The following is a 24,642-nucleotide window of genomic DNA, read 5'->3' on the forward strand; positions in this document are numbered from 1 at the left end:
AATAAAAGGGGAAAACGATGAGCGACAAACTGTCCAAGCTCTCGTGGCTGGAAGAGTTGTACGCGCTGAGCCGGACGGCGGCGGCCGCCACCGACCTCGATGAAGCGCTGGTAGCGATGCTCAAGCACATTGCAGAGGGGTTTGCGGCAGGCAGCGGCACGCTGGCGCTGATGGTCGATGCAGAGCAAGTGCTGGAGATCGTGGCCGGCACCGATCTGCCGGCCGACGCGATCGGGCAGAAGGTGCAGATCGGGCGCGGCGTGCTCGGCGGAGTGGCGCTGGAGGGCAAGCCGGTGCTGATCAATGGCCAGCTGGACATCTCGAAGACCTCTCGCCCGGCGGCGGTCAGCAAGCGCAAGATCCCGACCTCGTCGATGTGTTGGCCGTTGCATGTCAAAGGCAAACTGATCGGCGTGATGTCGATGAACCGCTTCGAGGTGCACGCGCCGTTCGAGGAGCGGGACCTGCAGCGCGGCTCCATCATGGTCAACATGCTGGCGCTGGTGATCGAGAACCTGCGCATGCACATCGACCAGCAGCACCGCATCGAGCGCCTCTCGCAGCTCAATCGGGAGCTCGAGGAAACCAACCGCCGGCTCGCACAAACCCAGGCGCAACTGGTTCAGTCCGAAAAGATGGCGTCGATCGGCCAGCTTGCAGCCGGCGTCGCGCACGAGATCAACAACCCAATCGGCTACGTCGCGGCCAACGTCCGCGCACTCGAGAGCTACGCGAAGGAGCTGCTGCAGAGACTGCGCGACGCGGGGCCGCTCGATGGGAGCCTACGCGATATCGAGGAGGATCTGCCGGGCCTGGCCGGGGAAACGCGCGAAGGCCTGGAGCGCGTGCGCTCGATCGTGCAGAACCTGCGCGACTTCTCCAGCGTCGATGTGCAGGAACAGTGGGAGCAGGTCGACCTCAATGCGTGGGTGCGTAGCGCGATCGAGCTGGCGCAACCGGAGCTGTCGGCCAGGGCAGAGCTGCAGTGCACGCTGACGCCGCTGCCTCCGGTGAGCGGTCTGCCGGCGCAGTTGCAGCAGGTGTTTCGCCACCTGCTGGTCAATGCGGCGCAGGCGCTGCGGGAACGAGGCCACGTGGCGGTGACGACCGGGCGCGAAGACCAGCGCGTATGGGTCGAAGTCCGTGACGACGGCGAAGGCATGCCGCCCGAAGTGCTGCGCCGCATCTTCGAGCCATTCTTCACGACACGCCCGGTCGGCAGCGGCACCGGCCTCGGTCTGTCGCTCGCCTATTCGATCGTGCAGAAGCACCAGGGCACGATCGATGTGCACAGCGAGGCAGGCAAGGGCAGCCGGTTCCGGGTATGGTTGCCCATGCACCGGTGCGCGGCCTGAGCCTTCTTGTCAGCGCTGCGGCTTGCGGGGCACCGGGGCGGCGGCTTCGCCGGGAGCGTCGAGATCCGTCCAGTCGGTGACGGGTGCGCTCGGCGGCATTTTGGCGCCCGCTGCCGCGGCCTGGGCCACCAGCGGTTCCACGCGGTCGCGCCTCGCGACGGCCGGGAAGCGTTCCAGGTGATCGAACGGCGTCGACACCTCGCTGCCGATGCGCCAGAAGACATAACCGATGCGCACCTGCAGCTGCCGCCACAGGGCATCACGGACCCGCTTCTCGATCACCTTGCTGGCGAGCAAGGCCTGCGGCGACCACTGATTGAGCCGCACCAGCACCAGCAGCGCGGGCACCTTGCCGTCGGTGCCACCGTACGAGCGCAGGCTGATCTCCGCCGCACCGGGCGGCAGGCCTTGCGCCAGCAACACCTGCCGGATGGCCTCGGTGATCTTCTCCCGGTCCAGGTCCGGCGCCGGCCTGGGGGAGCTCGTATCCTGAGCGGACATGGGACCCATGCTAACGCCCCTGCAGCGCATCCGGCGCACGCCGACGTGCGCAACGGGGGATTGTTCTCGCGTGGCGGTCCTGCGACAAGGGCTGTGGCGCTCGTGCGCCACCCCGGCTAAACGCCAGAGCCGCCGGCGTTTCGTCGTGGTTACACTCCGCCCTCGTGGAAACCAAGTGGCTCGAAGATTTCGTCAGCCTGGCCGAGACCCGCAGCTTTTCGCGGTCGGCCCAGCTGCGGCACGTGACGCAACCGGCTTTCTCGCGCCGCATCCAGGCGCTCGAAGCCTGGGTCGGCATCGATCTGGTCGACCGGTCGTCCTACCCGACGCGGCTGACGCCGGCCGGAGAGACTTTTCTGGCGCAGGCGCTGGAAATCCTCGGCAACCTGCAGGCCACGCGCAACATGATGCGCGGGCACCGCTCGGCGGCGCAGGACATGATCGAGTTCGCCGTGCCGCACACGCTGGCCTTCACGTTCTTTCCGCACTGGGTGATGGGGCTGCGCAAGAGTTTCGGCGCCGTCAAGAGCCGGCTCATCGCACTGAACGTGCACGACGCCGTGATGCGGCTGACCGAAGGCAGCTGCGATCTGCTGATCGCCTACCACCATGCGTCGCAGCCGCTGCAGCTCAACCCGGATCGCTACGAGATGCTGAGCCTGGGCCAGGAGACGCTGGCGCCGTACGCCAAGGCCGGGCCGGACGGCGAGCCGCTGTTCCGCATTCCAGGCCGCCCGAACGAGCGCGTTCCTTTCCTGAGCTACGCCTCGGGCGCCTACCTGGGCCGGCTGGTCGACCTGATCATCAAGCGCTCGCCGGCGCCGCTGAACCTCGAGGCGATCTACGAGACCGACATGGCCGAGGGCCTGAAGGCGATGGCGCTCGAGGGGCACGGCGTGGCCTTCCTGCCGGCCAGTTCCGTCAAGAAAGAGCTGCGCGCGAAACGCCTGGTGCTGGCGGCGCCCTCCGGGCCGTACGAAGTGACGATGGACGTGCGCATCTACCGCGAGCGGCCCGAAGTGGCCAAGCACGTGCGCCACGGCGTGCAGGCGCTGTGGGACTACCTGCGCGAGACGCGGGGCGCCTGAGCGCATGCGGTCGGCAAGCCGCCCGGCACGGGCCGTGAGGACAGATCGATGAGCTGGGAACTGCTGGGCGTCGCGGTGGTGCTGGTGTTCGCGCTGGCGCCGCTCGTCACGCGCGTGCGAGAGCTGGCGTCGCTGCGCTTTCCGTCCCGCATCGAACGCCGGCCGACGGCGCCTCGGCTGCAGGCTGCGGTCGACGACATGCTGCGGCCGGTCGAGGCCGAGCTGGCCGAACTCGGTTTCCGGTTCTCGCATGCGGCGGAGCTGCGCGGCACGCCGCGCTCGTTGAGCCCCTGGCAACCGGTGCGCGTCTACACGCACCACCACTATCCGTTGATCGCGCAGTTGATGGCTCCCGGCCCGGTGGAGCTGCCCAACCTGCACCTGCTGGTGATGCTGGCGCAGGTGCGCGAAGGCTTGATGGTCGCCAGCGCCAACCTGCCCTGGTCGGTCGTGCCGCCCGACCCGCTCGTGCTGCATGCGGCGGGCGAGGGGTTTGCGAACGCCAAGCAGCAGTTCGATGTGCAGCTGGCGGCCATGCATGCAGAGGGGCTGCCCGATTTCCTTCCGTGGGGCGGGCGCGAAGACATCGAGGCGCGGCTGACGCAGTACGAGAACCGCACCGCCGAAGCCAGCGTCGCGCAAGGCTGGTGCCGCGCCGACGGCGAGGCGCTGGCGGTGGCGCCGCGCCGACTGCCGGCGCTGGCCTGGCGCACCTTGCAGCGGTCGCGGCACTTGCGTGCGGTGCTTCGCCAGCTCCCGGCCGACGCCCCGGCGCTGAAGACCCAGGCGCCGCTGGAGCGCGGGCTGCTGATCTTCGTGGCCGGCAAGGCCGTCACGCGCAGCAGCCCGCCGCCGCAGGTGCAATGGGCGCTCTACGCCGGCAGTTGCGCGCTGTTCCTGCTGCTGGCGGCGCTGGTGTTCGGCTTCTCGTTCGCCTCGGCGCTGCTGGTCGTGGTGGCCTTGCACGAGGCCGGACACTACCTCGCGATGCGCGCCTTCGGCTACCGCCGTACGCAGATGCTGATGCTGCCGCTGATCGGGGGGGTGGCGTTCGGCGAGGAAAGCCGGCCGAACGCGTGGCACCGTGCCCTGGTGGGCTTGGCGGGGCCGGTGCCGGGTCTGCTGATCGGCCTGGCGTTGCTGTGGGCCGAGGTATCGCAGCCGGAGCTTTCGCTGCTGGCCTGGCTGATGGTGTTGATCAATGCGCTCAACCTGCTGCCCTTCCATCCCCTCGATGGCGGCCATGTGTTGGAAGCGTTGTTGCCGGCGCGTCAGGCGGTGGTGCGGTGTGCGCTGGAAGCGGTGGCCCTTGCCGGCCTGGTGGGGCTGTGGTGGCTGCTCGACGCCCCAGTGGCCCTGCTGCTGGCCATGCTGCGCGTGTTGACGTGGCGGTCGATGTGGCGGCAACTGCAATTCGAGCGCTGGTACCGGCGCGCCGCGGCGCGCACCAAGCCGGGCGATGCCAAGGCCGTCGCTCGGCAGTCGTTTCAGCTGCTGGACAAGCTGCTGCCCCGGCGCGCATCGCTCGCGCAACGCATCCGCATGGTCGACCAGTTGATTGCCCACCTGCGCTACAGGCCGATGGGCGCCGCCCGAGGGGCGGGCGTCGCGCTCGCCTATGTGGCCTTGCTCTGCCTGCCGCTGGCGGCCGTGCCGGATCTCGCACGGTCGATGCACGCCAGCTTCCTCAGCGAGGCCGAGAAACAGACGCAGATGCTGGCCGATGTGCAGACGCGGGTACGCACCATGGCGGTCGGCGATCTGGTGCGCGCGCTCGAAAGCCGCACCGCTGCGCCGCCGCCCGCATCAGAGCTGGCGTTGACCTCACTCGCCCACCGCACCGGCGACGCCTTGCCGGACGACGTGCGTCGGCTGTATTCGGCACAAGACGGGTTGCAGAGCGACACCGGGCTCGAGCTGTACCCGGTGGCGGACGTGAGGGTGCTGCGCGAGAACCGCCCGCGGCTCGCCAGCCAGCTCGGCAGGCAGCTGCAGGAGCTGCACCCGCAGCGACCGACACACGTGCCGATGGCCTGCACGAGCAGCACCGGGCGCAACTGCGGCCACGGTCTCGACGAGGTGCTGAGCTGGCCGCAGCTCGGCACGCTGCAGGACCAACCGGTGCTGCTGCACCCCGACCACGCGGCGGGGCGCTGGCGGCTCGTGATGCTGCAAACGCAGCCGATGGAACTGGTCGAGCTGCCGACCTTGCGCGAACTGCTGCAGGCGCAGTTCATGGTCCGCGCAGCGGCCGCGCTGCCTCCGCGGTGAGCGCTGAAATCGCCTCCACCGATCTATGGTGTTTACCCTAGGTCGCCATGCGTCGATCGCATAACGTCCCGTAGAAACAGCATTGGCATCGGAATTGCCTCCGCCCTACAGTCGCGCCCAGACCGACTGACCGAGCCCCTTCATGACCACCCCCGCTGTACGGCACGAACACGATTTCCTGGGTAGCAAGGACATCCCCGCGGGTGCGTATTGGGGCGTGCACACGGCACGGGCGGTCGAGAACTTCCCCATCTCGGGGCACCCGATCGGCGCAGTGCCCGAACTGGTGCGCGCGCTGGCGCTCGTCAAGAAGGCCGCCGCGCGCACCAACACCCGCCTGGGCGTGCTCGAGCCGAAGCTGGCCCACGCGATCGAGGCTGCCTGCGACGATCTGGCCGCCGGGCAACTGCACGACCAGTTCGTCGTCGACGTGATCCAGGGCGGCGCCGGCACCTCGACCAACATGAACGCGAACGAGGTGATCGCCAATCGCGCGCTCGAGCACCTCGGCTTCGACAAGGGCCGCTACGACGTCCTGCACCCGAACGATCACGTCAACGCCTCGCAGAGCACCAACGACGTCTACCCGACTGCGCTGCGGCTGGCGTCCTGGTTCGGCATCGAGCAGTTGCTCGTGGCGATGGCCGCATTGCGCAGTGCCTTCGAGGGCCGCTCGCTCGAATTCAAGAACGTGCTGAAGATCGGCCGCACCCAGTTGCAGGACGCCGTGCCGATGACGCTGGGGCAGGAGTTCTCGGCTTTCGCCGTGATGCTCGGCGAGGACGAGGCGCGGCTGCGAGAGGCGCGCGCGCTGATCGAGGAAGTGAACCTCGGCGCCACCGCGATCGGCACCGGCATCAATGCACCGCACGGCTATGCCGCCGCGGTGGTGCGCGAACTCGCCGGCTGCAGCGGCGTGCCGGTGCAGCCTGCGGCCAACCTCATCGAGGCGACGCAGGACACCGGCGCGTTCGTGCAGTTGTCGGGCGTGCTCAAGCGCGTGGCGGTGAAGCTGTCCAAGACCTGCAACGACCTGCGCCTGCTGTCGTCCGGGCCGCAGGCGGGGCTGGGCGACATCCGGCTCCCGGCGCGCCAGGCGGGTTCGTCCATCATGCCGGGCAAGGTGAACCCGGTGATTCCCGAGGTGGTCAACCAGGTGGCGTTCGAGGTGATCGGCAACGACGTGACGATCACGCTGGCCTCCGAGGGCGGGCAGCTGCAGCTCAACGCCTTCGAGCCCATCATGGGCTGGTCGCTGTTCAAGAGCATCCGCCACCTGACGCACGCCTGCGACACCTTGCGCATGAACTGCGTCGAAGGCATCCAGCCCAATCTGCCGCTGTTGCAGAAACGCGTGGCCGAGTCGGTCACGCTGGTTACCGCGTTGAACCCGATCATCGGCTACGAAAAAGCGGCGCTGATTGCCAAGACCGCACTTGCGACCGGTGCGTCGATTGCCGACACTGCCGACGCGCTGGGAATCATGACGCGCGAAGAAATGCAGGCGCTGCTGGTGCCCGAGAACCTTACTCAGCCGGTGCGCCTGGAGCTGTGAACCACCCATAGAAGTAAGAGGGTCGAAACCATGTTGTACCGCCGTTGGACGGCGTCTCGCGTGTCGCGCGGGCTCGCCAGAACGTTTCTTGCCGTGGGCATGCTGGCCCCTGTGCTGGCCGACGCGGGGCCCGTGCTCGACCGCCTGCGCGAGACCGGCAAGATCCGTCTGGCGCACCGCGAGTCTTCGGTGCCGTTCTCGTATCTCGACGCGAACAAGCAGCCGATCGGCTACGCAATGGACCTGTGCCTGAAGCTCGCCGAAGCCGTGCGCAAGAAGCTCGAGCTGAAGACGCTCGCGCCCGAGTTCGTGATGGTCACGCCGGCCAACCGCATCCAGGCCATTGCCGAAGGCCGCGCCGAGATGGAGTGCGGTTCCACGACGAACAACGCCGAGCGGCGCAAGACCGTGGCGTTCACGGTGCCGCACTACATCACCGGGGCACGCTACGCGGTGCGCGCCGACAGCGGCATCGACGACCTGCCGCAGTTCGAAGGGAAGAAACTGGTGTCGACCAAAGGCACGACGCCGTTGAAAGCGATCGACCAGGCAAACCGGGAGCGACTTCTGCGTATTGCCATCCTCGACGCGCCAGACCATGCCCGGGCGCTGGAGATGGTGGAACAAGGTCAGGCCGACGGCTTTGCGATGGACGACGTGCTGCTCTACGGGCTGATCGCCGGCCGTCCCGACCCGGCCAGGCTCAAGGTGGTGGGCAAGTTCCTGACCATCGAGCCGCTGGCCATCATGCTTCCCAAGGGCGACCCCGAGTTCAAGAAGATCGTCGACGAAGAGATGAGGCGCCTGATCCTGAGCCGCGAGATCTACCCCGTCTACGAGCGCTGGTTCCAGCGCCCGATTCCGCCGAACAACGCCGCGCTGAACCTCCCCATGAGCTACCTGCTGAAGGACTTCTGGAAATACCCGACAGACCAAGTCCCGTTCTGATGGGAAGCTTCGGCCCGCTAGGTTCAACCGCTGCGGCAACTACGTAGTTTCACGTAGACCGTCCTCCCTAGAATCCCGTTCCTCTATTGACCCGACCTGGGTTTGCTCAACCATTAGGAGCCTCTATGAAGAAGCCTCTGCTCGTCCTGGCCGCCGCCCTGCTTGCTGCCGGTGCGGCTCAAGCCGACACCCTGAAGAAGATCAAGGAGACCGGCAAGGTCGTGATGGGCGTGCGCGAATCGTCGTCGCCGCTGTCGTTCACGCTGGGTGGCGGCAAGTACGCCGGCTACCACGTCGAACTGTGCGAGCGCATCATCGGCGACATCGGCAAGCAGCTCGGCACCAAGCCGGCCATCGAATACACGCCGGTGACCTCCCAGAACCGCATCCCGCTGGTGCAGAACGGCACCGTCGACATCGAGTGCGGCTCCACCACCAACAACGAAACCCGCCAGCAGCAGGTGGCGTTCGGCCTGACGACCTACGTCACCGAGGTGCGCATGGCGGTCAACAAGAAATCGGGCATCAAGTCGATCGCCGACCTGAAGAACAAGACCGTCGTCACGACGACCGGCACCACGTCCGTGCAGCACCTGCGCAAGCACAAGCGCGGCGAGGGCGTCGAGTTCCGCGAGATCTACGGCAAGGACCACGCCGACTCCTTCCTGATCCTCGAGTCGGGCCGTGCCGATGCCTTCGTGATGGACGACAACCTGCTGGCCGGCAACATCGCCAACGCCAAGAACCCGGGTGACTTCGCCATCGTCGGTGAAGTGCTGTCGGTCGAGCCGATCGCGATCATGATCCGCAAGGACGACCCGGCCTTCAAGAAGGCGGTCGACGACTCGATCCGTGCGGCGATGAAGAGCGGTGAGCTGAACAAGCTCTACGCCAAGTGGTTCACCCAGCCGATCCCGCCGAAGAACGTCAGCGTCAACCTGCCGATGGGCGACACGCTGAAGGCGTTGGTCGCGGAACCGAACGACAAGCCGATGGAAGCCTACGCGGCGAAGTAAGCCGATGGCATGGCGACCCACCTGCTGATCGCGGGTGGGTCTTTTTTTACGCCATGCCGCCGTAATCGAGAACGTTCCGGGGCGTGTGCAGGACATGCTGCGCACCCTGGAGGAGAACAACATGTCTTACCAATGGGACTGGCAAGTCTTCCTGCGGGACACGGGCGCCGGTGAAACCTATCTCGACTGGATGCTCTCGGCCTGGGGCTGGACGCTGTCGGTGGCAGGTTGCGCCTGGGTGGTCGCGCTGATCGTCGGTGCCTTGATCGGCACCATCCGCACGGTGCCTCACAAGGGGCTGCAGTTTTTCGGCAATGCGTGGGTGGAGCTGTTCCGCAACATCCCGCTGCTGGTGCAGATCTTCCTGTGGTATCACGTGATCCCCGCGCTGGTGCCGGCTTTCCGTGACGTGTCGACCTTCGTGCTGGTCATCTTCGCGCTGGGCTTCTTCACTTCCGCGCGCGTGGCCGAGCAGGTGAGGGCGGGCATCCAGGCCTTGCCGCGCGGGCAGATGATGGCCGGTTCGGCGATGGGTCTGACACTGCCGCAGACCTACCGCTACGTGATCCTGCCGATGGCGTTTCGCATCGTCATCCCGCCGCTGACCAGCGAGGCGATGAACATCATCAAGAACTCCTCGGTCGCGTTCGCGGTGTCGATCGCCGAGCTGACGCTGTTCGCGATGCAGGTGCAGGAGGAAACCTCCCGCGGTATCGAGGTCTACCTCGCAGTCACCACGCTGTACATGATCTCCGCCTTCGCGGTGAACCGCGTGATGGCCTTCATCGAGACGCGCGTGCGCGTTCCCGGCTACGTGGGGGGCGGCAAGTGAACATCGACTGGTCTTTCTACAACTGGGACCTCATCAGCAACTACGTGCTGAAGGGCTTCCTGTTCAGCATCCAGCTCACACTGGTGGCGATGATCGGTGGCATCCTGCTGGGCACGGTGCTGGCGCTGATGCGGCTGTCCGGCGTCAAGGCTCTCGTCATCCCGGCGACGATCTACGTCAACGGCATGCGCTCGATCCCGCTGGTGATGGTGATCCTGTGGTTCTTCCTGCTGGTGCCCTTCGTGCTCGGCCAGCCGATCGGCGCCGAGCTGTCGGCCATCATCACGTTCACGCTGTTCGAGGCCGCGTACTACTCGGAGATCATGCGTGCGGGCATCCAGTCGATCCCGCGCGGCCAGGTGTTCGCCGGCCAGGCCGTGGGCCTGACGTACGGGCAGAACATGCGTTTCGTGATCCTGCCGCAGGCGTTCCGCAACATGCTGCCGGTGCTGCTGACGCAGACCATCATCCTGTTCCAGGACACCTCGCTCGTCTACGCGATCGGCGCCTACGACACGCTCAAGGGCTTCGAGATCGCCGGCAAGAACATGGGCCGCCCGATCGAGGCCTACCTGGCTGCGGCCGTGGTCTACTTCGTCATCTGCTTCGCGCTGTCCCAGCTGGTCAAGCGCCTGCAGAAGAAAATTGCGATCGTTCGCTGATGCGCCATCGGGCTCAGCGACTTTGAATCAGGAGACGACAACATGTCGGCAATGATCGAAATCAAGAACGTCAGCAAGTGGTACGGCACGTTCCAGGTGCTGACGGACTGCACCACCAGCGTGCAGAAGGGCGAAGTGGTCGTGGTGTGCGGCCCGTCGGGCTCGGGCAAGTCCACGCTGATCAAGACGGTCAACGCGCTGGAGCCTTTCCAGCAGGGCGACATCCTGGTCGACGGCGTGTCGATCGGCGATCCCAAGACCAACCTGCCCAAGCTGCGCTCGCGCGTGGGCATGGTGTTCCAGCACTTCGAGCTGTTCCCTCACCTGAGCGTGACCGAGAACCTCACGCTCGCGCAGATCAAGGTGCTGGGCCGCAGCAAGGACGAGGCACGCGTGCGCGGCCTGAAGATGCTCGAGCGCGTGGGGCTGACGGCACACAAGGACAAGTTCCCCGGGCAGCTGTCGGGCGGCCAGCAGCAGCGCGTGGCGATTGCACGTGCGCTCAGCATGGACCCGATCGTGATGCTGTTCGACGAGCCGACGTCGGCGCTCGACCCCGAGATGGTCGGCGAGGTGCTCGACGTGATGGTGCAGCTGGCGCACGAAGGCATGACGATGATGTGCGTGACCCACGAGATGGGGTTTGCACGCAAGGTCAGCCATCGGGTGGTCTTCATGGACCAGGGGAAGATCATCGAGGACTGCAAGAAGGAGGAGTTCTTCGGCAATCCCGAGGCGCGGTCGACGCGGGCGAAGGACTTCTTGTCGAAGATTCTTCAACATTGATGGGGGGCGGCGGTAGCTGCCGCCTGGGCCTTTTGCGGGGCGGGTGGGTTGCCTGTCTTGCTTCTTGTCGCGGTGTCGCACATTCCGCTGCCGCGCCGGGAGTCCGCCCCGGCGGGCGGGTAACTTTCATTTGCTGGCCCAAATGAAAGTCACCAAAGCAAAGGGCCTTAAGTCAAACACCATGCACTCTGACCGTTGAGCTTCTTGCACTCGGTCCGGCGGGCGGCCTATTAATGCCGTGCTGGCTAGAGAAGCCGCACACCTGTTGTTTCGGTCCGAAGCGGACCGAATACCGGGACCGAAGACAAGACAGAAGCAAGACGACAGTGGTCTGAGTGCTCAGGTGAACTGAGCGTCCGCTTTCAGCATTTCGGGCTCGCTACGCATCGCCCTGGTTGTTCCTGACTTCCTCCAGGGTCTCGCGCAGCGGACCCGTAGCGTTGGACGAGCAGGTGGTTCTAGCCCATTCGACAGGGATCGACCGCCCGCTGGGCCGGCGGGAAGAAGCACAACGGTCAGAGTGCATGGTGTTGCATTCAGGCCCTTTGCTTTGGTGACTTTCATTTGGGCCAGCAAATGAAAGTTACCCGCCCGCCGGGGCGGACTCCCGGCTCGGCAGCACGATGGAATTCATCGGTCTAAGCAGCAGGCAGCAGGCAGCAGGCAGCACAAACGCACCCCGCACAGCGGCACCCTCAAAACGGATAGTGCCGATGCCCCGATTGAACCGTGATCCACCGCAACTCGGTGAACTCCGCAATCGCGGCCTTCCCCCCGAAGCGCCCATACCCTGACGCCTTGACGCCCCCAAAAGGCATTTGCGCCTCGTCGTGCACCGTCGGCCCGTTCACGTGGCAGATCCCCGACTCGATCCGCCGGGCGACATCCAACGCACGTGTGACATCTCGCCCGAACACCGCCGACGACAAGCCGTATTCGGTGTCGTTGGCCACGCGAACCGCTTCGTCGACGCCGCGCACGCGCACCACCGTGACGATGGGCCCGAACGACTCCTCGCCATAGATGCGCATCCCCGGCTTCACGTGGTCGAGCACGTGTGCGCTCATCAGGGTGCCGTCGCTGGTGCCGCCGGCCACCAGCCTGGCGCCCTGGGCGATGGCGTCTTCCAGCATGGCCTGCACCCGTTCCACCGTGCTCAGATCGACCACCGAGCCGAGGACCGCCTTGCCCTCTCGCGGATCGCCCACGGTCAGCGAGTTCGCCTTCGCGGCAAAACGCCGCACGAACTCGTCGGCGACGGCCTCGTCGACGACGATGCGCTCGGTCGACATGCAGATCTGCCCCTGGTTCATGAAGGCCCCGAAGGCCGCCGCGTTGACCGCCTCGTCGAGGTCGGCGTCGTCCAGCACCACCAGCGGCGCCTTGCCGCCGAGTTCCAGCAGCACCGGCTTCAAATGCTCGGCGGCTTTCATCGCAATGATCCGGCCGACCCTGGAGCTGCCGGTGAAGTTGATGCGGCGCACTGCGGGGTGGGCGATCAGCGCCTCGACAACCGCCGCAGCGTCCTGCGGCGCATTGCTGATCACGTTGACGGCGCCGGCGGGCAGGCCGGCGTCGCGCAGCACCGTGCCGATCAGCCGGTGCGTGCCGGGGCACAGCTCGGAGGCCTTCATCACCACGGTGTTGCCGCAGGCCAGCGGCATCGCGAGCGCGCGCGTACCGAGGATGACCGGTGCATTCCAGGGAGCCATGCCGACCACCACGCCGACCGGCTGGCGGTGGCCCATGGCGAGGCTGCCGGGCACGTCGGACGGGATGACCTCGCCAGCGATCTGGGTCGTCATCGAAGCGGCCTCGCGCAGCATGTTGGCGGCCAGCATGCAGTTGAAGCCGGCCCAGCCTGCCGTGGCGCCGGTTTCGGCGGCCATCAGTGCGATGAACTCGGCCGTGCGCGCTTCCAGGGCGTCGGCCGCGGCGTTCAGCAGCTTGCGGCGTGCGCCGGGGCCCAGTGCCGACCAGGCGGGGAAGGCCGTTGCCGCGGCGTCGCAGGCGGCCCGGGCGTCCGCGACGCTGGCCGCGGCGGCCCGGGTGGCCACCTCGCCGGTCATCGGGTTGTTGCGGTCAAAGGTGGCGCCGCCAGCGGCGGGCCGGTCGGCGTTGGCGACGAGGAGATCGGTCGTAAACATGAGGCATCCTCCTGAGGGTTGCAAAGGTTGGGGGCATCAGGCCGCGGCAGGCGCGGCGCCGAGATACGCACGCCGCACGGCCGGGTCGTCGCGCAGCGCGGCCGCGCTGCCTTCCCCGGCGAGGCGGCCGTTTTCGAGCAGGCAGCCGCGGTCGGCAATCGCCAAGCTGCGCGCTGCGTTCTGCTCGACCATCAACACACCGACGCCGAGAGTGCGAATGCGCGCCAGTGCGGCGAACAGCTCCTTGCACATCAGCGGCGACAGGCCGAGCGACGGCTCGTCGAGCAGCAGCACCTGGGGCGCCGACATCAGCGCGCGGCCCACGGCCACCATCTGCTGCTCGCCGCCGCTCATCGTGCGCACGGCTTGCGGCAGCCGCTCGGCCAGCCGCGGGAACAACGCGAGCACCTGCTCCAGCGTGTCGGCCTCGCGTTCTCGTGCATGACGCGGCCAGGCCCCCAGGCGCAGGTTCTCCCGTACCGTGAGGTCGCCGAACACACCGCGTCCTTCCGGCACCAGCGCGAGGCCGGCGTCGACGATGCGGTGGGCGGGGCGGGCCACCAGCTCCTTGCCGGCCAGCCGCACGCTGGCGCCGGGCAACATCGGCACCATGCCGCCGAGCGCCTTCAGGAATGACGACTTGCCCGCCCCGTTGGCCCCCAGCATCACGACGATCTCGCCGGCGGCTACCGACAGTGAGACGCCGTCGAGCGCGCGGTGCTTGCCATAGCTCACCGAGACGTTGCGCACCTCAAGCATGCTGGACTCCGTGCGCTGCGTCGTCTTCTTCTCCCAGGTAGGCCTTCACGACGTGCGGGTCGGCCAGCACCTCGCGCGTCGGCCCTGCGGCGATGCGCACGCCGGCGCTCATCACCACGCAGCGGTCGCACAACGAGTGCACCGCATCCATCACGTGTTCCACCAGCACGACGGTCAGCCCCTCGTCGCGCAGCGACCGCACCAGGGCGATGCCCGTGCGCAACTCGGTCGGGTTCAGCCCTGCGAGCCATTCGTCGAGCAGCAGCAGGCGCGGCTGCAATGCCAGCGCGCGCGCCAACTCGAGCCGCTTCTGGTCGATGTACGTCAGTTCGGCCGCCGCCAGCGTTTCACGGCCGGCCAGCCCGACCCGCGCGAGCAGCCTTTCGGCTTCCGAGTGGGCAGCACGGCCGTGCAAGCCGTGCGGGCGGAACGCGAGCCCGGCCTCGACGTTCTCGCGGCAGTTCATCGAAGCGAGCACGCGCACCAGTTGGAAGGTGCGTGCCACACCCAGGCGGGCAATGCGGTGCGGCCGTTCGCGGGCCAGGTCGACGCCGTCGAACAGCACCTGCCCGGCATCGGCCCGCAGCGCGCCCGAGATCAGGTTCATCGCGGTCGTCTTGCCCGAGCCGTTGGGCCCGAGCAGCCCGACCACCTCGCCGGGCATCACGTCGAAGTGCAGGTCGTTGACTGCGACCAGGCCGCCGAAGCGCTTGGACAGGCCGGACACGCGTAGCAGCGGGCTCATCGCACGATCTCCACGGCAGACGCTTCCGTGGGACGCGGCTTGCGTCGCAGCCAGCCGGCGGCGAGTTCGATCACGCCGTGCGGCACGAAGTAGACGATCAGCATGAAGACCAGCCCGAGCAGGATCGAGAAGTGGTTCGGAAAGCTGGCCGACAGCCATTCGAACAGCAGCACCAGCGGGACGGCACCCGCCAGCGGGCCGAACAGGCGCCCGGCACCGCCGAGCAGCGCCATGATCAGCACCTGGAAACTGACGGTCGGATTGAAGGCAATGGCCGGGTCGATGTAGGTCCAGCGCGGCGCCATCACCGCGCCGGTCAGTGCGATGAAACCGGAACTCAGCGCGAACAGCAGCACTTTCATGACGGTGGTGTCGATACCGACGTGCGTGGCCACGGTCTCGTCGTCGCCGATGACGCGCAGCGCCAGGCCGAGCCGCGAGCGGCGGATCCACCAGCCGGTGCCGAGCACCAGCACCAGCAGCGCCAGCAGCTGCCCGTAGATCTGCGTCTGCGTCACATCGACGAACACATAGCGCCCGATCGACCGGGTGACGTTGACTTCGTACCACGTGACCCCCTGGCGGATCAGCTCGGCCAGCCCGAAGGTGAAGATCACGAAGTACACGCCCGACAGCCGCAGCGTCGCGAGCCCGACGACCAGCGCGATGGCCACGCCGATGACGAGCGCGATGGCCAGCACCACCGGCAGCGGCAGCGCCTCGCCGAACACGGCGAAGGTGTAGGCGCCAATGCCGAAGAACGCGACGGTGGCCAGCGAGATGTAGCGCGTCGGCCCGGAGAACAGCGCCCAGGCGGTCGCCATCACGCCGTACTGCAGCAGGTTGATCGCGAGCGACAGCCAGTAGTCGTTCGCCAGCAGCCACGGCAGTGCCGACAGCGCCGCAACGATAGCGAGCAGCAGCAAGGCCTTCATCGTGCCGCCTTTCCGAACAGGCCGGTGGGCCGCACCAGCAGCACCCCCAGGAACAGTGCGAAGTTGACTGCCAGCGTCAACCCCGGGTCGACGAAGCGGGCCACCAGCGTCTCGGCGAAGCCGAGCAGCATGCCGGCCACCAGGCAGCCCAGCAGGTTGCCCACGCCGCCCATGATCACGACCACCAGCGCCTTCATCGCGAACACCACCCCCATCGACGCCGAGAACGGCAGGAACATGCTGACCAGCACGCCCGACGCCGCCACCAGCGCACCGCCCAGCCCGAAGGCCAGCGCCGAGGTGGCGCGCACGTCGATGCCGACCAGCGGCGCGAAGCGCGGCGCCACGGCGACCGCCCGCACGGCGGTGCCGGCACGGGTGCGCGTCAGCAGCAGGTAGAGCCCGCCGCCGATCAGCACCGCGAAGCCCAGCGCCAGCAGCCGGTTGGCCGCGACCTGGCTGCCCAGCACGTCGACCGGCACCGACAGGTAGGAGTAGCTGTAGTAGTTGCCGCCGAACAGCACCAGCGCGGCGCCCTGCATCACGAACAGCAGACCGAAGGTGGCGAGGATGCTGTCGATCTCGAGCGCCGGGCCGGCGCCGGTGCGCCGGACCAGCGGCACCAGCAGCACCTGGTAGACCACCCACTGCACCGCGAAGCCGAGCGGCAGCGCCAGGGCCAACGCGACCAGCGGGTGCCACTGCAGCTGCGTGACGAGCACGAAGGCGCCGAAGGCCGAGGCGATCAGGAACTCGCCGTACGAGAGGTTCATGATGCGCGCGACGCCGTACTGCAGCGTCAGCCCCATCGCGATGAGGGCGTACATGCCGCCCAGCGTCAGCCCGCCGAGGGCCACGTCGATCAGGATCATGGGTAGAGACCGTGGCGAGGGCGCACTGCGTGGCGCGCTCCCGATGTGTATGAGCTCAGTTCTTCCAGGCCGGCTTGGGCACGACCGCCTTGCGCGCGCCGGCGCGATCGCCCGGCGCGATGGCGTGGAACTCGCCGTCCTGCCACTGGCCCACCAGCCACAGGTTGCTGTAGAGCTGTGTGTCCAGCTTCATCGGGCCGACGATGGTGTCGAAGCTGCCCTTCTTCAGCTCGGCGATGACGGCCGCACGATCGACCTTGCCGACGCGTTCGATCGCCTGCTGGAAGGCCTGCAGGCCGGCATAGGTGATCGCGCTGGCCCAGCGGTCGGGCTCACGGCCCTCGCTGGCCTGGTGGCGCTTGAAGTAGTCCTGGATCGCCGGGCTGTCGAAGTGCACGCCGCCGATGCCCATCACGCCGTCGGCATTCGCGCCGAAGCGCTGCTTGTAGACCGGGAAGGCCGTGCCGACCCCGGTGTAGAACACCTTGGGGTTCAGCCCCGCGATGCGTGCCTGGTCGGTCAGCGTCAGCGTGTCGGGCGGGTACGAGAAGGCCACGAAGACGTCGGGGGCCAATGCCTTCACCTCGCTGAGGATGGGCGCCATGTCTTGCGTGCCCAGCGGGTAGGTCTTGTCGTAGACGAGCTTGAAGCCGTGCTTCTCGACCGCCTTGCGTGCGGCATTCGACAGGTCGATGCCGAAACCGTCGGCCACGCTGACGATCGCGATGGTGTTGCCGATCCTGCCCTGCTTGCGCAGGGTTTCGAGCTGCGCCATCAGGCCTTCGGCGTACTGCGAGCCCATGCCCAGGAAAAAGAAGGCGTTGGGCCAGCGCTTGGCGAGGTCCGCGGCGCGGTCGGTCACTGCGGTCAGCGCCAGCTGCGGATAGCCGTGCTTGTGGAAGGTGGGCCCCACCGCGAGGTTGAGCGCGGTGCCCCAGGGCGGCAGCACGAAGTCGACCTTGTCCTGCGTGATCAACCGTTCGATCGCACGCACCGCTTCTTCGGAGCTGGAGCGGTCGTCGTACTCGACCACCTCGATCGGTACGCGGCGGCTGCCGAGCTTCAGGCCGCCGGCGGCATTCACTTCCTTCACCCACAGCTGGTAGTTGGGCGTCTGCGTGGTGGCGGTGCCGCCGGCGTTCGGCCCCGTTTTCGACAGCGCCCAGCCGATGCGAACCTTGTCCTGCGCGGCGGCGGGGCCGGCGGCCAGTGCCAGCGCGGCGAAGGCGGCGGCCGTGCAGGCCGAAAGGAAGCGTCGTCTGGTCACGGGGTGTCTCCTCGGTAGGCGTGCCGCACCTCTTGCAGCGTGGCCACGAATGCTAGGAATCCGCGGGTCGCTGTGCTTGCCTGCCAGTGCGCGTAGCGCTTGCCTGCCAGCGCACGACGGCGGGGGAAAACCCTAGACGAACAGCGCACGACGGCGCGAGCATGCGGCGGGATACTTGACGCCTCGCTTCGACCGCCAGGGGTTTGCCCCGCCGCCATGGCTGCCACCCACTCCATTTCCACCGACGACGTGCCGGCCGGCGAGCGGCTGCACTGGTGGGGCGAGCGCATCTGGGGCTTGATCGGGCGGCTGCATTCCGACGCGTATGGCGACACGCACTTCTCGGGCAGCATCGATCACGGCGACATTGGCTATCTCACCGTGTGCCGACTGCAGGTCAGCCGCCACCGCGTGGTGCGCACGCCCAGCCTGATTCGCAGCAGCGACCGCGCCTTCCTGAAGGTCGTGGCGCAGTTGCGCGGCCACGCCTGCTTCGAGCAGCATGGCCGCAAGGCGTGGCTGGCGCCCGGCGACTGGAGCGTCTACGACACCACCGAGGCCTACACCGTGTCCAACCCCGAGGCGGTGGAGCAACTGGTGCTGCTGCTGCCCAAAGACCAGTTGATGGACCGCAGAGTGCTGGGTCCCGGCGCGATGGTGCGGCGCTTCAGCGGGTCGATGGGGGTGTCGCGGCTGGCCTACGAGATGATGAACTCGGCCTTCCGCGAAATGGAGCAACTGCCCGAGCGCAGCGGCGACGGCGTGGCCGACAGCGTGAGCCGGCTGCTGCAGCTGGCGATGCTGGAGCACATCGGCCACCCGACCGAGGTGACTCAGCGCGAGGCGCTGCGCGACCGCATCAAGCACTATGTGCAGGCCCACCTGCGCGACCCGGACTTGTCGATCGACCGCATCGCCCGCGCGCTGAACTGCAGCAAGCGCCACCTGCACGCCGTGTTCGAGCAGGAAGAAAACACGCTGGCCGACTACATCCAGATGCTGCGCCTGCAGGCCTGCCGGCGCGACCTGCTGGCGCAGGACCGTGCCCGCCAGTCGATCACCGACATCGCGATGTCCTGGGGCTACAACAGCCCGGCGCACTTCAGTCGAGTGTTTCGCAAGGCGTATGGGGTGACACCGAGCGAGCTGCGGGCAGGGCTGGGTTGAGGCCATCGTTCCGGCGGTTGCGTGGCGTCGTTCCGCGCTCGTGCGTATCTGGGTCTGCTCGGTCGGAGTGTTCGGCGGGGAGCCGCTCGAGTGGGGTCGGCCGACAGCCACCGGTCAATGCAGCAGCTTCTATCGTTTCCTGCATGGTGCCCGTCGTGGCCCTGCGACTATCTTTGCATTGATCCAGAGCCTTTGAGCCGCGTCCGCCGCGTTGGCCTGTCCTTGCGCGCCCACTCGGCCTGCTCGATCAAGCGGCCGAGCTCGGCCGCCGCCGGGCTGCGCTCGCCTTGCAGGCCTTCGCCATAGGCGAGCGTGAAATCCAGCATGGGCAGTGCGGGCAGGCCGTCGCGTTCGTCGAGCACCACCATGCCGGGCCGCAGGTTGTCGCGGGTGAAGGTGGCGACCGCCAGGCCGCTCAGCGCTGCCTGGCGCAGGTCCTGGAGGCTGTGCGAGCTGAAGGCTCCGTGCCAGGGAATGCCGGCGCCTTCTAGCGCGTCGACGCTGATCTGGCGGCACACGCAAGGTGGCGGCGAGTAAGCCAGCGGCAGCGAGGCTTCGCGCGCCCACCGGAAGCCCTGCGCCGCGGCCCACACCATCGGCAGCCGGCGCAGCAGCGTGCCCTCGGTCGTGCCCGCAACCGACACCACCACCGCGAGATCGAGCTGGCGCTCGCGCACCATCGTGGCCAGGTCGAGCGTAAGACCCACGCTCACCTCCAGGCGCACGTGGGGGCAGTTGCGCGAGAACTGCTGCAGCAGCTGCGGCAGGCCTTCGCTCATGAAGCTCTCGGGTACGCCGAAGCGCACCGTGCCCTCGATCGGCGAGCAGCGGAAGTGGCGCTGCAGCGCGTCGTGCGCCTGCAAGATGCGCTCGGCATGGCGCAGGAGCTCTTCGCCGTCGGCGGTGAGGCTCAGGCGCCGCGTGGTGCGGTGGAACAGCGGTCGGCCGACCAACTCCTCCAGCCGCCGGATCTGGTGGCTCACAGCCGATTGCGTCAGGTGCAGCTGCTCGGCCGCACGGGTGAAGCCGCTGGCCCGGTGCACCGCCATGAAGGCCTGCAGCAGGCCACCGTCGATGTTCATGACCCACAGATTAATGAAACTACGAACTGAATCAAAGCAAATTTCATCATTTGCGTAATGAAGCCGGGGTCTTGAGAATGCAGCGAACCCGTTATCTACCGCGCTTCGCCGCGAGCTTTTCGATGTCCCCTGCCGTATCCCGCCGTCCCGTTCTTGCGCTGGCAGCGATTTGCCTCGCAGCCTTGATGTTCGGCCTGGAAATCTCAAGCGTGCCCGTCGTGCTGCCGGTGCTCAAGGCGCGGCTGGGCGCCGGCTTCCAGGACCTTCAATGGATCATGAACGCCTACACCATCGCCTGCACGACGGTGCTGATGGTCACAGGCACACTGGCCGACCGCTACGGCCGGCGGCGCGTCTTCATGCTGTCGGTGCTTGCCTTCGGCGTGGCCTCGTTGCTGTGCGGCCTGGCGCCGTGCACCCCGGTGCTGATCGGCGCCCGCTTTCTGCAGGGCATGGCCGGCGGCGCGATGTTCATCTGCTCCATCGCAACCCTGTCGCACGAGTTCCCGGAGGGCCGGGTGCGCGGCCGCGCCTTCGCGGTCTGGGGCGTGGTGGCCGGCATCGGCCTCGGCTTCGGCCCGGTCGTCGGCAGCACGATCGCCGCGCTGCTCAGTTGGCACTGGGTGTTCCTGGTGCATGCACCGCTGGCGCTGCTGGGCCTGGCGTGGATCCGCGCCGGTATCGCGGAATCGCGCGACCCCCAGGCCGGGCAGCAGAGGCTGGACCTCGCGGGCCTGGTCACGCTGACACTTGCGGTGCTCGGCTTCACCTCGCTGATCACACAAGGCGACAGCCTGGGCTGGAGCGGGCCGATCGCGCTCGGGCTGGGGGCGCTGAGTGCGGTAAGCCTGGTGGCCTTCGTCGTGGTGGAACGCCGCCATCCGCACCCGATGTTCGACTTCTCGGTGTTCCGGATCCGCGATTTCTCCGGCGCGATCCTCGGCTGCGTCGGCATGAATTGCAGCTACTGGCCGTTCATGATCTACCTGCCGCTGTATTTCTCCGCCGGCCTGGACTACGACACCGCCACCGCGGGGCTGGCGCTGCTGGTCTACACGGTGCCTTTCCTCGTGATGCCACCGATCGCGCAATGGCTGCTGCTGCGATACCAGGCGCGCTTTGTGATCCCGGCCGGCCTGTTCCTGATCGGCCTCGGGTTCGTGCTGATGAAGCTGGGCAGCGGCATCGTGCACACGGTGGGGGGCTGGGCGGTGCTGCCCGGCGCGCTGACGGCCGGCGTGGGCCTGGGCCTGACGACCACGCCGGCGACCAACATGACCACCGGCTCCGTGCCAGCCCGCCGCGCGGGCATGGCTTCAGGCATGGACGTGAGCGCGCGCCTGATCACGCTGGCCCTGAACATCGCGGTGATGGGCGCAGTGCTGGTCACGGGTACCGCGGCAGCGCTGCGGGCCAAGCTGGGTCCTGCGCCGGAGCAGGGGCTGCTGCGCGCGGTGGCCGAGCAACTGGCCGGCGGCGATGTGCCCGGCGCGCAGCAGGCACTGGCAGCGCTCGGGCAGCGCGAGGGCGCGGCGTTGCTGCTACAGGAGGCGGTGGCCCAGGGCTTCGGCTGGGTCATGCTGTACGCGGCGCTCGGCGCTTGGCTGAGCGCCGCGCTCAGCCTGATGGTCTTCGGTGGGCCGCGCGTCAAGGCAGCACGGAGCGTGTCGAGCGGGGTGGCCGGGCGGCGCTGAGCGGATTGCTCACTCCTTGAAGCACACCCGACAAAGCCACAGGCATCAGGCGTTGACGTCTGCTGACGGGCGTCGATTTCGACGCCAACCCCCTTGGTGCCGGGGCCCCGCCGCACTCGCCAGCGGCCGCTACTTCAGGAACGTCGGCGTCACCCACTTGCCGATCTCGGCGATCACCCGGGTCGGCCCGTTGAACTTCATGGCGTCCCACGCAATGGTCGGCACGCGCTGGTGCGGGTTGTCGGCCAGGCGGTCGGCTTCGCCGTCGTCGCAGCCTTTCAGCCCCCATTGCAGCGATTCCGGCGTCGCGCGTGCGGGCGGGTTGGCGGGGTTGTGCCGGATGAGGGCCTTCTCCAGCGTGGCGTTGTCCTGAATGAGCATCTTGCTGCCGTCGTACGCGCGGGTCATGGCCTTCATTTGCGTGACGCTGCAATGCGCGTTGCTGACCATGTAGCGCGCGAACAGGTAGTGCTCGGCCGCGGCCAGGTCCTCGTCGGTGGAGTTGCCCGGCACGTTGCGCCAGTCCTTGATGAGCCGGAAGGCGCATTCGTTGCGCTCGGGGACCGTGGGTGCGGTCTTGCACAGGTCGAAGTACATGTCGATCCAGGCTTGCACCTTCTTGTCGTTGACGGCCACGTCCGCTCTCCTTGTTGCTTGGAAGCGGCCATTCTGTGAACCGGAGGCCGGCGCTCACAATCCCCTAGCTTTTGCACCCGTGTCCCTTGTTGAAGGGACAACCCCCCCATGTGTCGCAGGGGGCGTCGCTGCCCGGCTGCAGGAGCGTTCAGTACTGCCAGAAGATGCGCTGCAGCTCCTTCGTGTCCCCGGTCTTCGTGAGCGCCAGCGCCGCCAGGATCTTGGCCTTCTGCGGGTTCAGGTCGTGCGCGACCACCCACTCGTACTTGTCGTCCGGCTGCTCGGAGTTGCGCAGCACCAGGCCGTCACCCACCCGCGACGAACGCACGATGTGGAGGCCCTCGCTGCGCAGCGCCTTCAGCGTGTCGACCAGGTAGTTGGCGACCGAGCCGTTGCCGGTGCCGGCATGCACGATGGCCCGGGCGCCGGCGCGCGCGGCGGCCTTGTAGACCTCGGGTGTCATGTTGCCGGTGCCGTACAGCACATGCACCTCGGGCAGCGAGCGCAGGGTGTCGATGTCGAATTCCGAGCGAGTCGTGTGCGTTTTGGCCGGCGTGCGGAACCAGTAGGTCCTGCCTTCGACCACCATGCCCAGCGGGCCCCACTGGCTGTAGAACGCGTTGGTCTGGATGTTGACGCGCTTGGTGACGTCGCGGCCGGAATGGATCTGGTCGTTCATCACCACCAGCGAGCCCTTGCCGCGCGCGTCGGCGCTGCCCGCCACCACCACGGCGTTGTACAGGTTGAGCATGCCGTCGGCCGACATCGACGTGCCGGGCCGCATCGAGCCGACCAGCACGACCGGCTTGTCGGAGCGGATCACCAGGTTCAGGAAGAAGGAGGTTTCCTCCAGCGTGTCGGTGCCATGGGTGATCACGACGCCGTCGACCTGCGGGTCCTTCACCAAGGCCGAGACGCGTTTGCCCAGCTCCACCAGCTTGTCGTTGGTGAAGCTTTCCGAGGCGATCTGGAAGGCTTGTTCGCCACGCACCTGCGCGACGTTATCGAGTTCGGGAATACCCGCGATCAGCTTGTCGACCGGGACCTTAGCGGCCTGATACGTGGCGCTGTTTGTGGCTGACGCGCCGGCGCCAGCGATGGTGCCCCCGGTCGCCAGGATCACCACCTGGGGCTTGCTGCGGGCTGGCTGGGACCACGCCTGCGAGCTGGCGATCGTCAGGCAACTCGCGAGGAAGGACAGGGCGGTCGCCCTCAGGAAGGGTCTTGTCCATGATGTCATCTTGTCTCCGTTGTTGTGGGCCGGAACCGGCGCGTCGCCCTGCCTCTCGCCGTGGTCACGATAGCGATCGACGCCGTGGTGCGGGCAGGGTGAAAAAATTCTAGGAACGTCGATCGCCTGGTGGTTCTGCCGGTTTGCGCAGCTACCATTCCAAAAACTCATGGCCTTGAAAGGTCATGAGCAAAGTGAGGGGAAGCGATGCGCTTGCGGCATATCGAGGTGTTCCAGGCGGTCATGGAGACCGGCAGCATGAGCGGCGCCGGCCGTCTGTTGCACCTGACGCAGTCGGCCGTGAGCCGAGTGATCGCGCATGCCGAAGGGCAGCTCGGCTACCCGCTGTTCAAGCGCGTGGCCGGCAAGCTGGTGCCCACGACCGAAGGGCTGGTGCTGTTCGAAGCCAGTGCGGGCCTGTTCGAACGCCTGGAGAGCCTGCGGCAGACCGCGCACAACCTGAAAAGCGGCTTGTCCGGCCAGTTGCGCGTGGCGGCCATTCCGGCGATCTGCCACCAGTTCCTGCCCGACGTGGTGGCCGCGTACCACAAGGCCTACCCCGAGGTGAGCTGCGAGATCCGCACGCTGCACAAACGTCAGATCGCGCAGGCGCTGCTGAGCCGCGAGGCCGACATCGGTTTCGATTTTTTCGGCACGCACCATCCGGGGGTCGAACCGGTACCGCTAATGCGCGGCCGGCTGTTCGTGATGGCGCCGTCGTCGTTCGGCGCACGGCGCAAGCCCACGATGGCGCCACTGGCCGAGATCCCCCTGATCGGCCTGGTCGGCGACGACCCCATCGCCACCAGCCTGGCGCAACTGGGCACGCAACTCGGCTTCCAGCCGCAGGTGCGCATCCGGGTCCAGACCTCGCAGATGGCCGAAGAACTGGTGGCGCGCAAGCTGGGCTGGTCGGTGGTGGACTTTCTCACCGCGCGCAAGCTGCAGCCCGCACGCGTGAAGGTGATCGACCTGCACCCCGAAATCGAATGCCCGCTGAATGCCTTCTTCGCAAAGAACAACGCGCCTGCAGTCCAGGCGCGCAGCTTTCTGGAGATCGTGCAGGCTCAGCTCAAGAAGCTGAAGTGACCAC

22 protein-coding genes are annotated in these 24,642 nt (G+C 67.4%); 12 read left to right on the top strand and 10 right to left on the bottom strand.

The annotated features are described in order from the left end of the window. The first annotated feature begins 17 nt into the window (after positions 1-17). A complete protein-coding gene (locus M8A51_RS03590) occupies positions 18-1,355 on the top strand; it encodes an ATP-binding protein (protein WP_251776755.1) in 1,338 nt (445 codons plus the stop codon). Between the two features lie 9 nt (positions 1,356-1,364). On the opposite strand, the gene M8A51_RS03595 is transcribed toward M8A51_RS03590, so the two are convergent. After that, a complete protein-coding gene (locus tag M8A51_RS03595) occupies positions 1,365-1,856 on the bottom strand; it encodes a hypothetical protein (RefSeq protein ID WP_251776756.1) in 492 nt (163 codons plus the stop codon). Positions 1,857-2,020: 164 nt separating this feature from the next. On the opposite strand from M8A51_RS03595, the gene M8A51_RS03600 reads away from it, so the two are divergent. From M8A51_RS03600 to M8A51_RS03635, 8 genes are all read left to right on the top strand, one after another. Continuing rightward, the gene (locus M8A51_RS03600) at positions 2,021-2,944 is read left to right on the top strand and encodes a LysR substrate-binding domain-containing protein (RefSeq protein WP_251776757.1); all 924 of its coding nucleotides are present in this window, start codon (positions 2,021-2,023) and stop codon (positions 2,942-2,944) included. A 48-nt stretch (positions 2,945-2,992) separates the two neighbouring features. Continuing rightward, entirely contained in the window at positions 2,993-5,215 is a 2,223-nt protein-coding gene (locus M8A51_RS03605) for a site-2 protease family protein (protein WP_251776758.1), read from the top strand. Between the two features lie 142 nt (positions 5,216-5,357). Next, positions 5,358-6,770, top strand: a complete 1,413-nt coding sequence (locus M8A51_RS03610; RefSeq protein WP_251776759.1) for an aspartate ammonia-lyase — start codon at positions 5,358-5,360, stop codon at positions 6,768-6,770. Positions 6,771-6,800: 30 nt separating this feature from the next. Continuing rightward, positions 6,801-7,718: an amino acid ABC transporter substrate-binding protein gene (locus tag M8A51_RS03615; RefSeq protein WP_407062200.1), complete on the top strand. Its 918-nt coding sequence runs from the start codon at positions 6,801-6,803 to the stop codon at positions 7,716-7,718. Between the two features lie 125 nt (positions 7,719-7,843). After that, positions 7,844-8,734 (top strand): transporter substrate-binding domain-containing protein, encoded by an 891-nt coding sequence (locus M8A51_RS03620; RefSeq protein ID WP_251776760.1) that lies wholly within the window; start codon positions 7,844-7,846, stop codon positions 8,732-8,734. A 121-nt stretch (positions 8,735-8,855) separates the two neighbouring features. After that, positions 8,856-9,566 (top strand): amino acid ABC transporter permease, encoded by a 711-nt coding sequence (locus M8A51_RS03625; protein WP_251776761.1) that lies wholly within the window; start codon positions 8,856-8,858, stop codon positions 9,564-9,566. Continuing rightward, positions 9,563-10,228, top strand: coding sequence for an amino acid ABC transporter permease (locus M8A51_RS03630; protein WP_251776762.1), 666 nt, complete (start codon positions 9,563-9,565; stop codon positions 10,226-10,228). The genes M8A51_RS03625 and M8A51_RS03630 overlap by 4 nt, the downstream gene beginning before the upstream one ends. A gap of 51 nt (positions 10,229-10,279) precedes the next feature. Further along, positions 10,280-11,014, top strand: coding sequence for an amino acid ABC transporter ATP-binding protein (locus tag M8A51_RS03635; RefSeq protein WP_251777036.1), 735 nt, complete (start codon positions 10,280-10,282; stop codon positions 11,012-11,014). 695 nt (positions 11,015-11,709) lie between these two features. Here M8A51_RS03635 and M8A51_RS03640 read toward each other — a convergent pair. Genes M8A51_RS03640 through M8A51_RS03665 form a run of 6 tightly spaced genes read right to left on the bottom strand, consistent with a single transcriptional unit; the run spans position 11,710 to position 17,739 of the window. Further along, positions 11,710-13,161, bottom strand: a complete 1,452-nt coding sequence (locus M8A51_RS03640; RefSeq protein ID WP_251776763.1) for an aldehyde dehydrogenase — start codon at positions 13,159-13,161, stop codon at positions 11,710-11,712. 36 nt (positions 13,162-13,197) lie between these two features. Next, positions 13,198-13,920 carry an ABC transporter ATP-binding protein gene (locus M8A51_RS03645; protein ID WP_251776764.1) on the bottom strand — a complete coding sequence of 241 codons (723 nt, stop codon included), beginning with the start codon at positions 13,918-13,920 and terminating at the stop codon, positions 13,198-13,200. Then, the gene (locus M8A51_RS03650; protein WP_251776765.1) at positions 13,913-14,665 is read right to left on the bottom strand and encodes an ABC transporter ATP-binding protein; all 753 of its coding nucleotides are present in this window, start codon (positions 14,663-14,665) and stop codon (positions 13,913-13,915) included. The genes M8A51_RS03645 and M8A51_RS03650 overlap by 8 nt, the downstream gene beginning before the upstream one ends. Beyond that, complete coding sequence (locus tag M8A51_RS03655; protein WP_251776766.1) at positions 14,662-15,600, bottom strand: branched-chain amino acid ABC transporter permease; 939 nt, start codon at positions 15,598-15,600, stop codon at positions 14,662-14,664. Before M8A51_RS03655 ends, M8A51_RS03650 begins: the two co-directional genes overlap by 4 nt. After that, entirely contained in the window at positions 15,597-16,472 is an 876-nt protein-coding gene (locus tag M8A51_RS03660; RefSeq protein WP_251776767.1) for a branched-chain amino acid ABC transporter permease, read from the bottom strand. Before M8A51_RS03660 ends, M8A51_RS03655 begins: the two co-directional genes overlap by 4 nt. A 55-nt stretch (positions 16,473-16,527) precedes the next feature. Then, positions 16,528-17,739: an amino acid ABC transporter substrate-binding protein gene (locus M8A51_RS03665; RefSeq protein WP_251776768.1), complete on the bottom strand. Its 1,212-nt coding sequence runs from the start codon at positions 17,737-17,739 to the stop codon at positions 16,528-16,530. A gap of 216 nt (positions 17,740-17,955) precedes the next feature. Here M8A51_RS03665 and M8A51_RS03670 point away from each other — a divergent pair, with 216 nt between their 5' ends. Beyond that, positions 17,956-18,906: an AraC-like ligand-binding domain-containing protein gene (locus M8A51_RS03670; protein WP_251776769.1), complete on the top strand. Its 951-nt coding sequence runs from the start codon at positions 17,956-17,958 to the stop codon at positions 18,904-18,906. A 167-nt stretch (positions 18,907-19,073) separates the two neighbouring features. Here the strand turns inward: M8A51_RS03670 and M8A51_RS03675 are convergent, their stop codons facing one another. Then, a complete protein-coding gene (locus M8A51_RS03675; protein WP_251776770.1) occupies positions 19,074-19,988 on the bottom strand; it encodes a LysR family transcriptional regulator in 915 nt (304 codons plus the stop codon). 122 nt (positions 19,989-20,110) lie between these two features. On the opposite strand from M8A51_RS03675, the gene M8A51_RS03680 reads away from it, so the two are divergent. Then, positions 20,111-21,682 (top strand): MFS transporter, encoded by a 1,572-nt coding sequence (locus M8A51_RS03680; protein WP_251776771.1) that lies wholly within the window; start codon positions 20,111-20,113, stop codon positions 21,680-21,682. Between the two features lie 129 nt (positions 21,683-21,811). On the opposite strand, the gene M8A51_RS03685 is transcribed toward M8A51_RS03680, so the two are convergent. Continuing rightward, positions 21,812-22,318 (bottom strand): hypothetical protein, encoded by a 507-nt coding sequence (locus tag M8A51_RS03685; RefSeq protein WP_251776772.1) that lies wholly within the window; start codon positions 22,316-22,318, stop codon positions 21,812-21,814. Between the two features lie 148 nt (positions 22,319-22,466). Further along, positions 22,467-23,558: a type II asparaginase gene (locus M8A51_RS03690; RefSeq protein WP_251776773.1), complete on the bottom strand. Its 1,092-nt coding sequence runs from the start codon at positions 23,556-23,558 to the stop codon at positions 22,467-22,469. A 198-nt stretch (positions 23,559-23,756) separates the two neighbouring features. Between M8A51_RS03690 and M8A51_RS03695 the strand changes: the two genes are divergently transcribed. Next, positions 23,757-24,638, top strand: a complete 882-nt coding sequence (locus tag M8A51_RS03695) for a LysR family transcriptional regulator (protein ID WP_251776774.1) — start codon at positions 23,757-23,759, stop codon at positions 24,636-24,638. Positions 24,639-24,642: the final 4 nt, after the last annotated feature.

The sequence above is a fragment of the Caldimonas mangrovi genome, assembly GCF_023721835.1.
In the GTDB taxonomy this organism is placed as follows: domain Bacteria; phylum Pseudomonadota; class Gammaproteobacteria; order Burkholderiales; family Burkholderiaceae_C; genus Caldimonas; species Caldimonas mangrovi.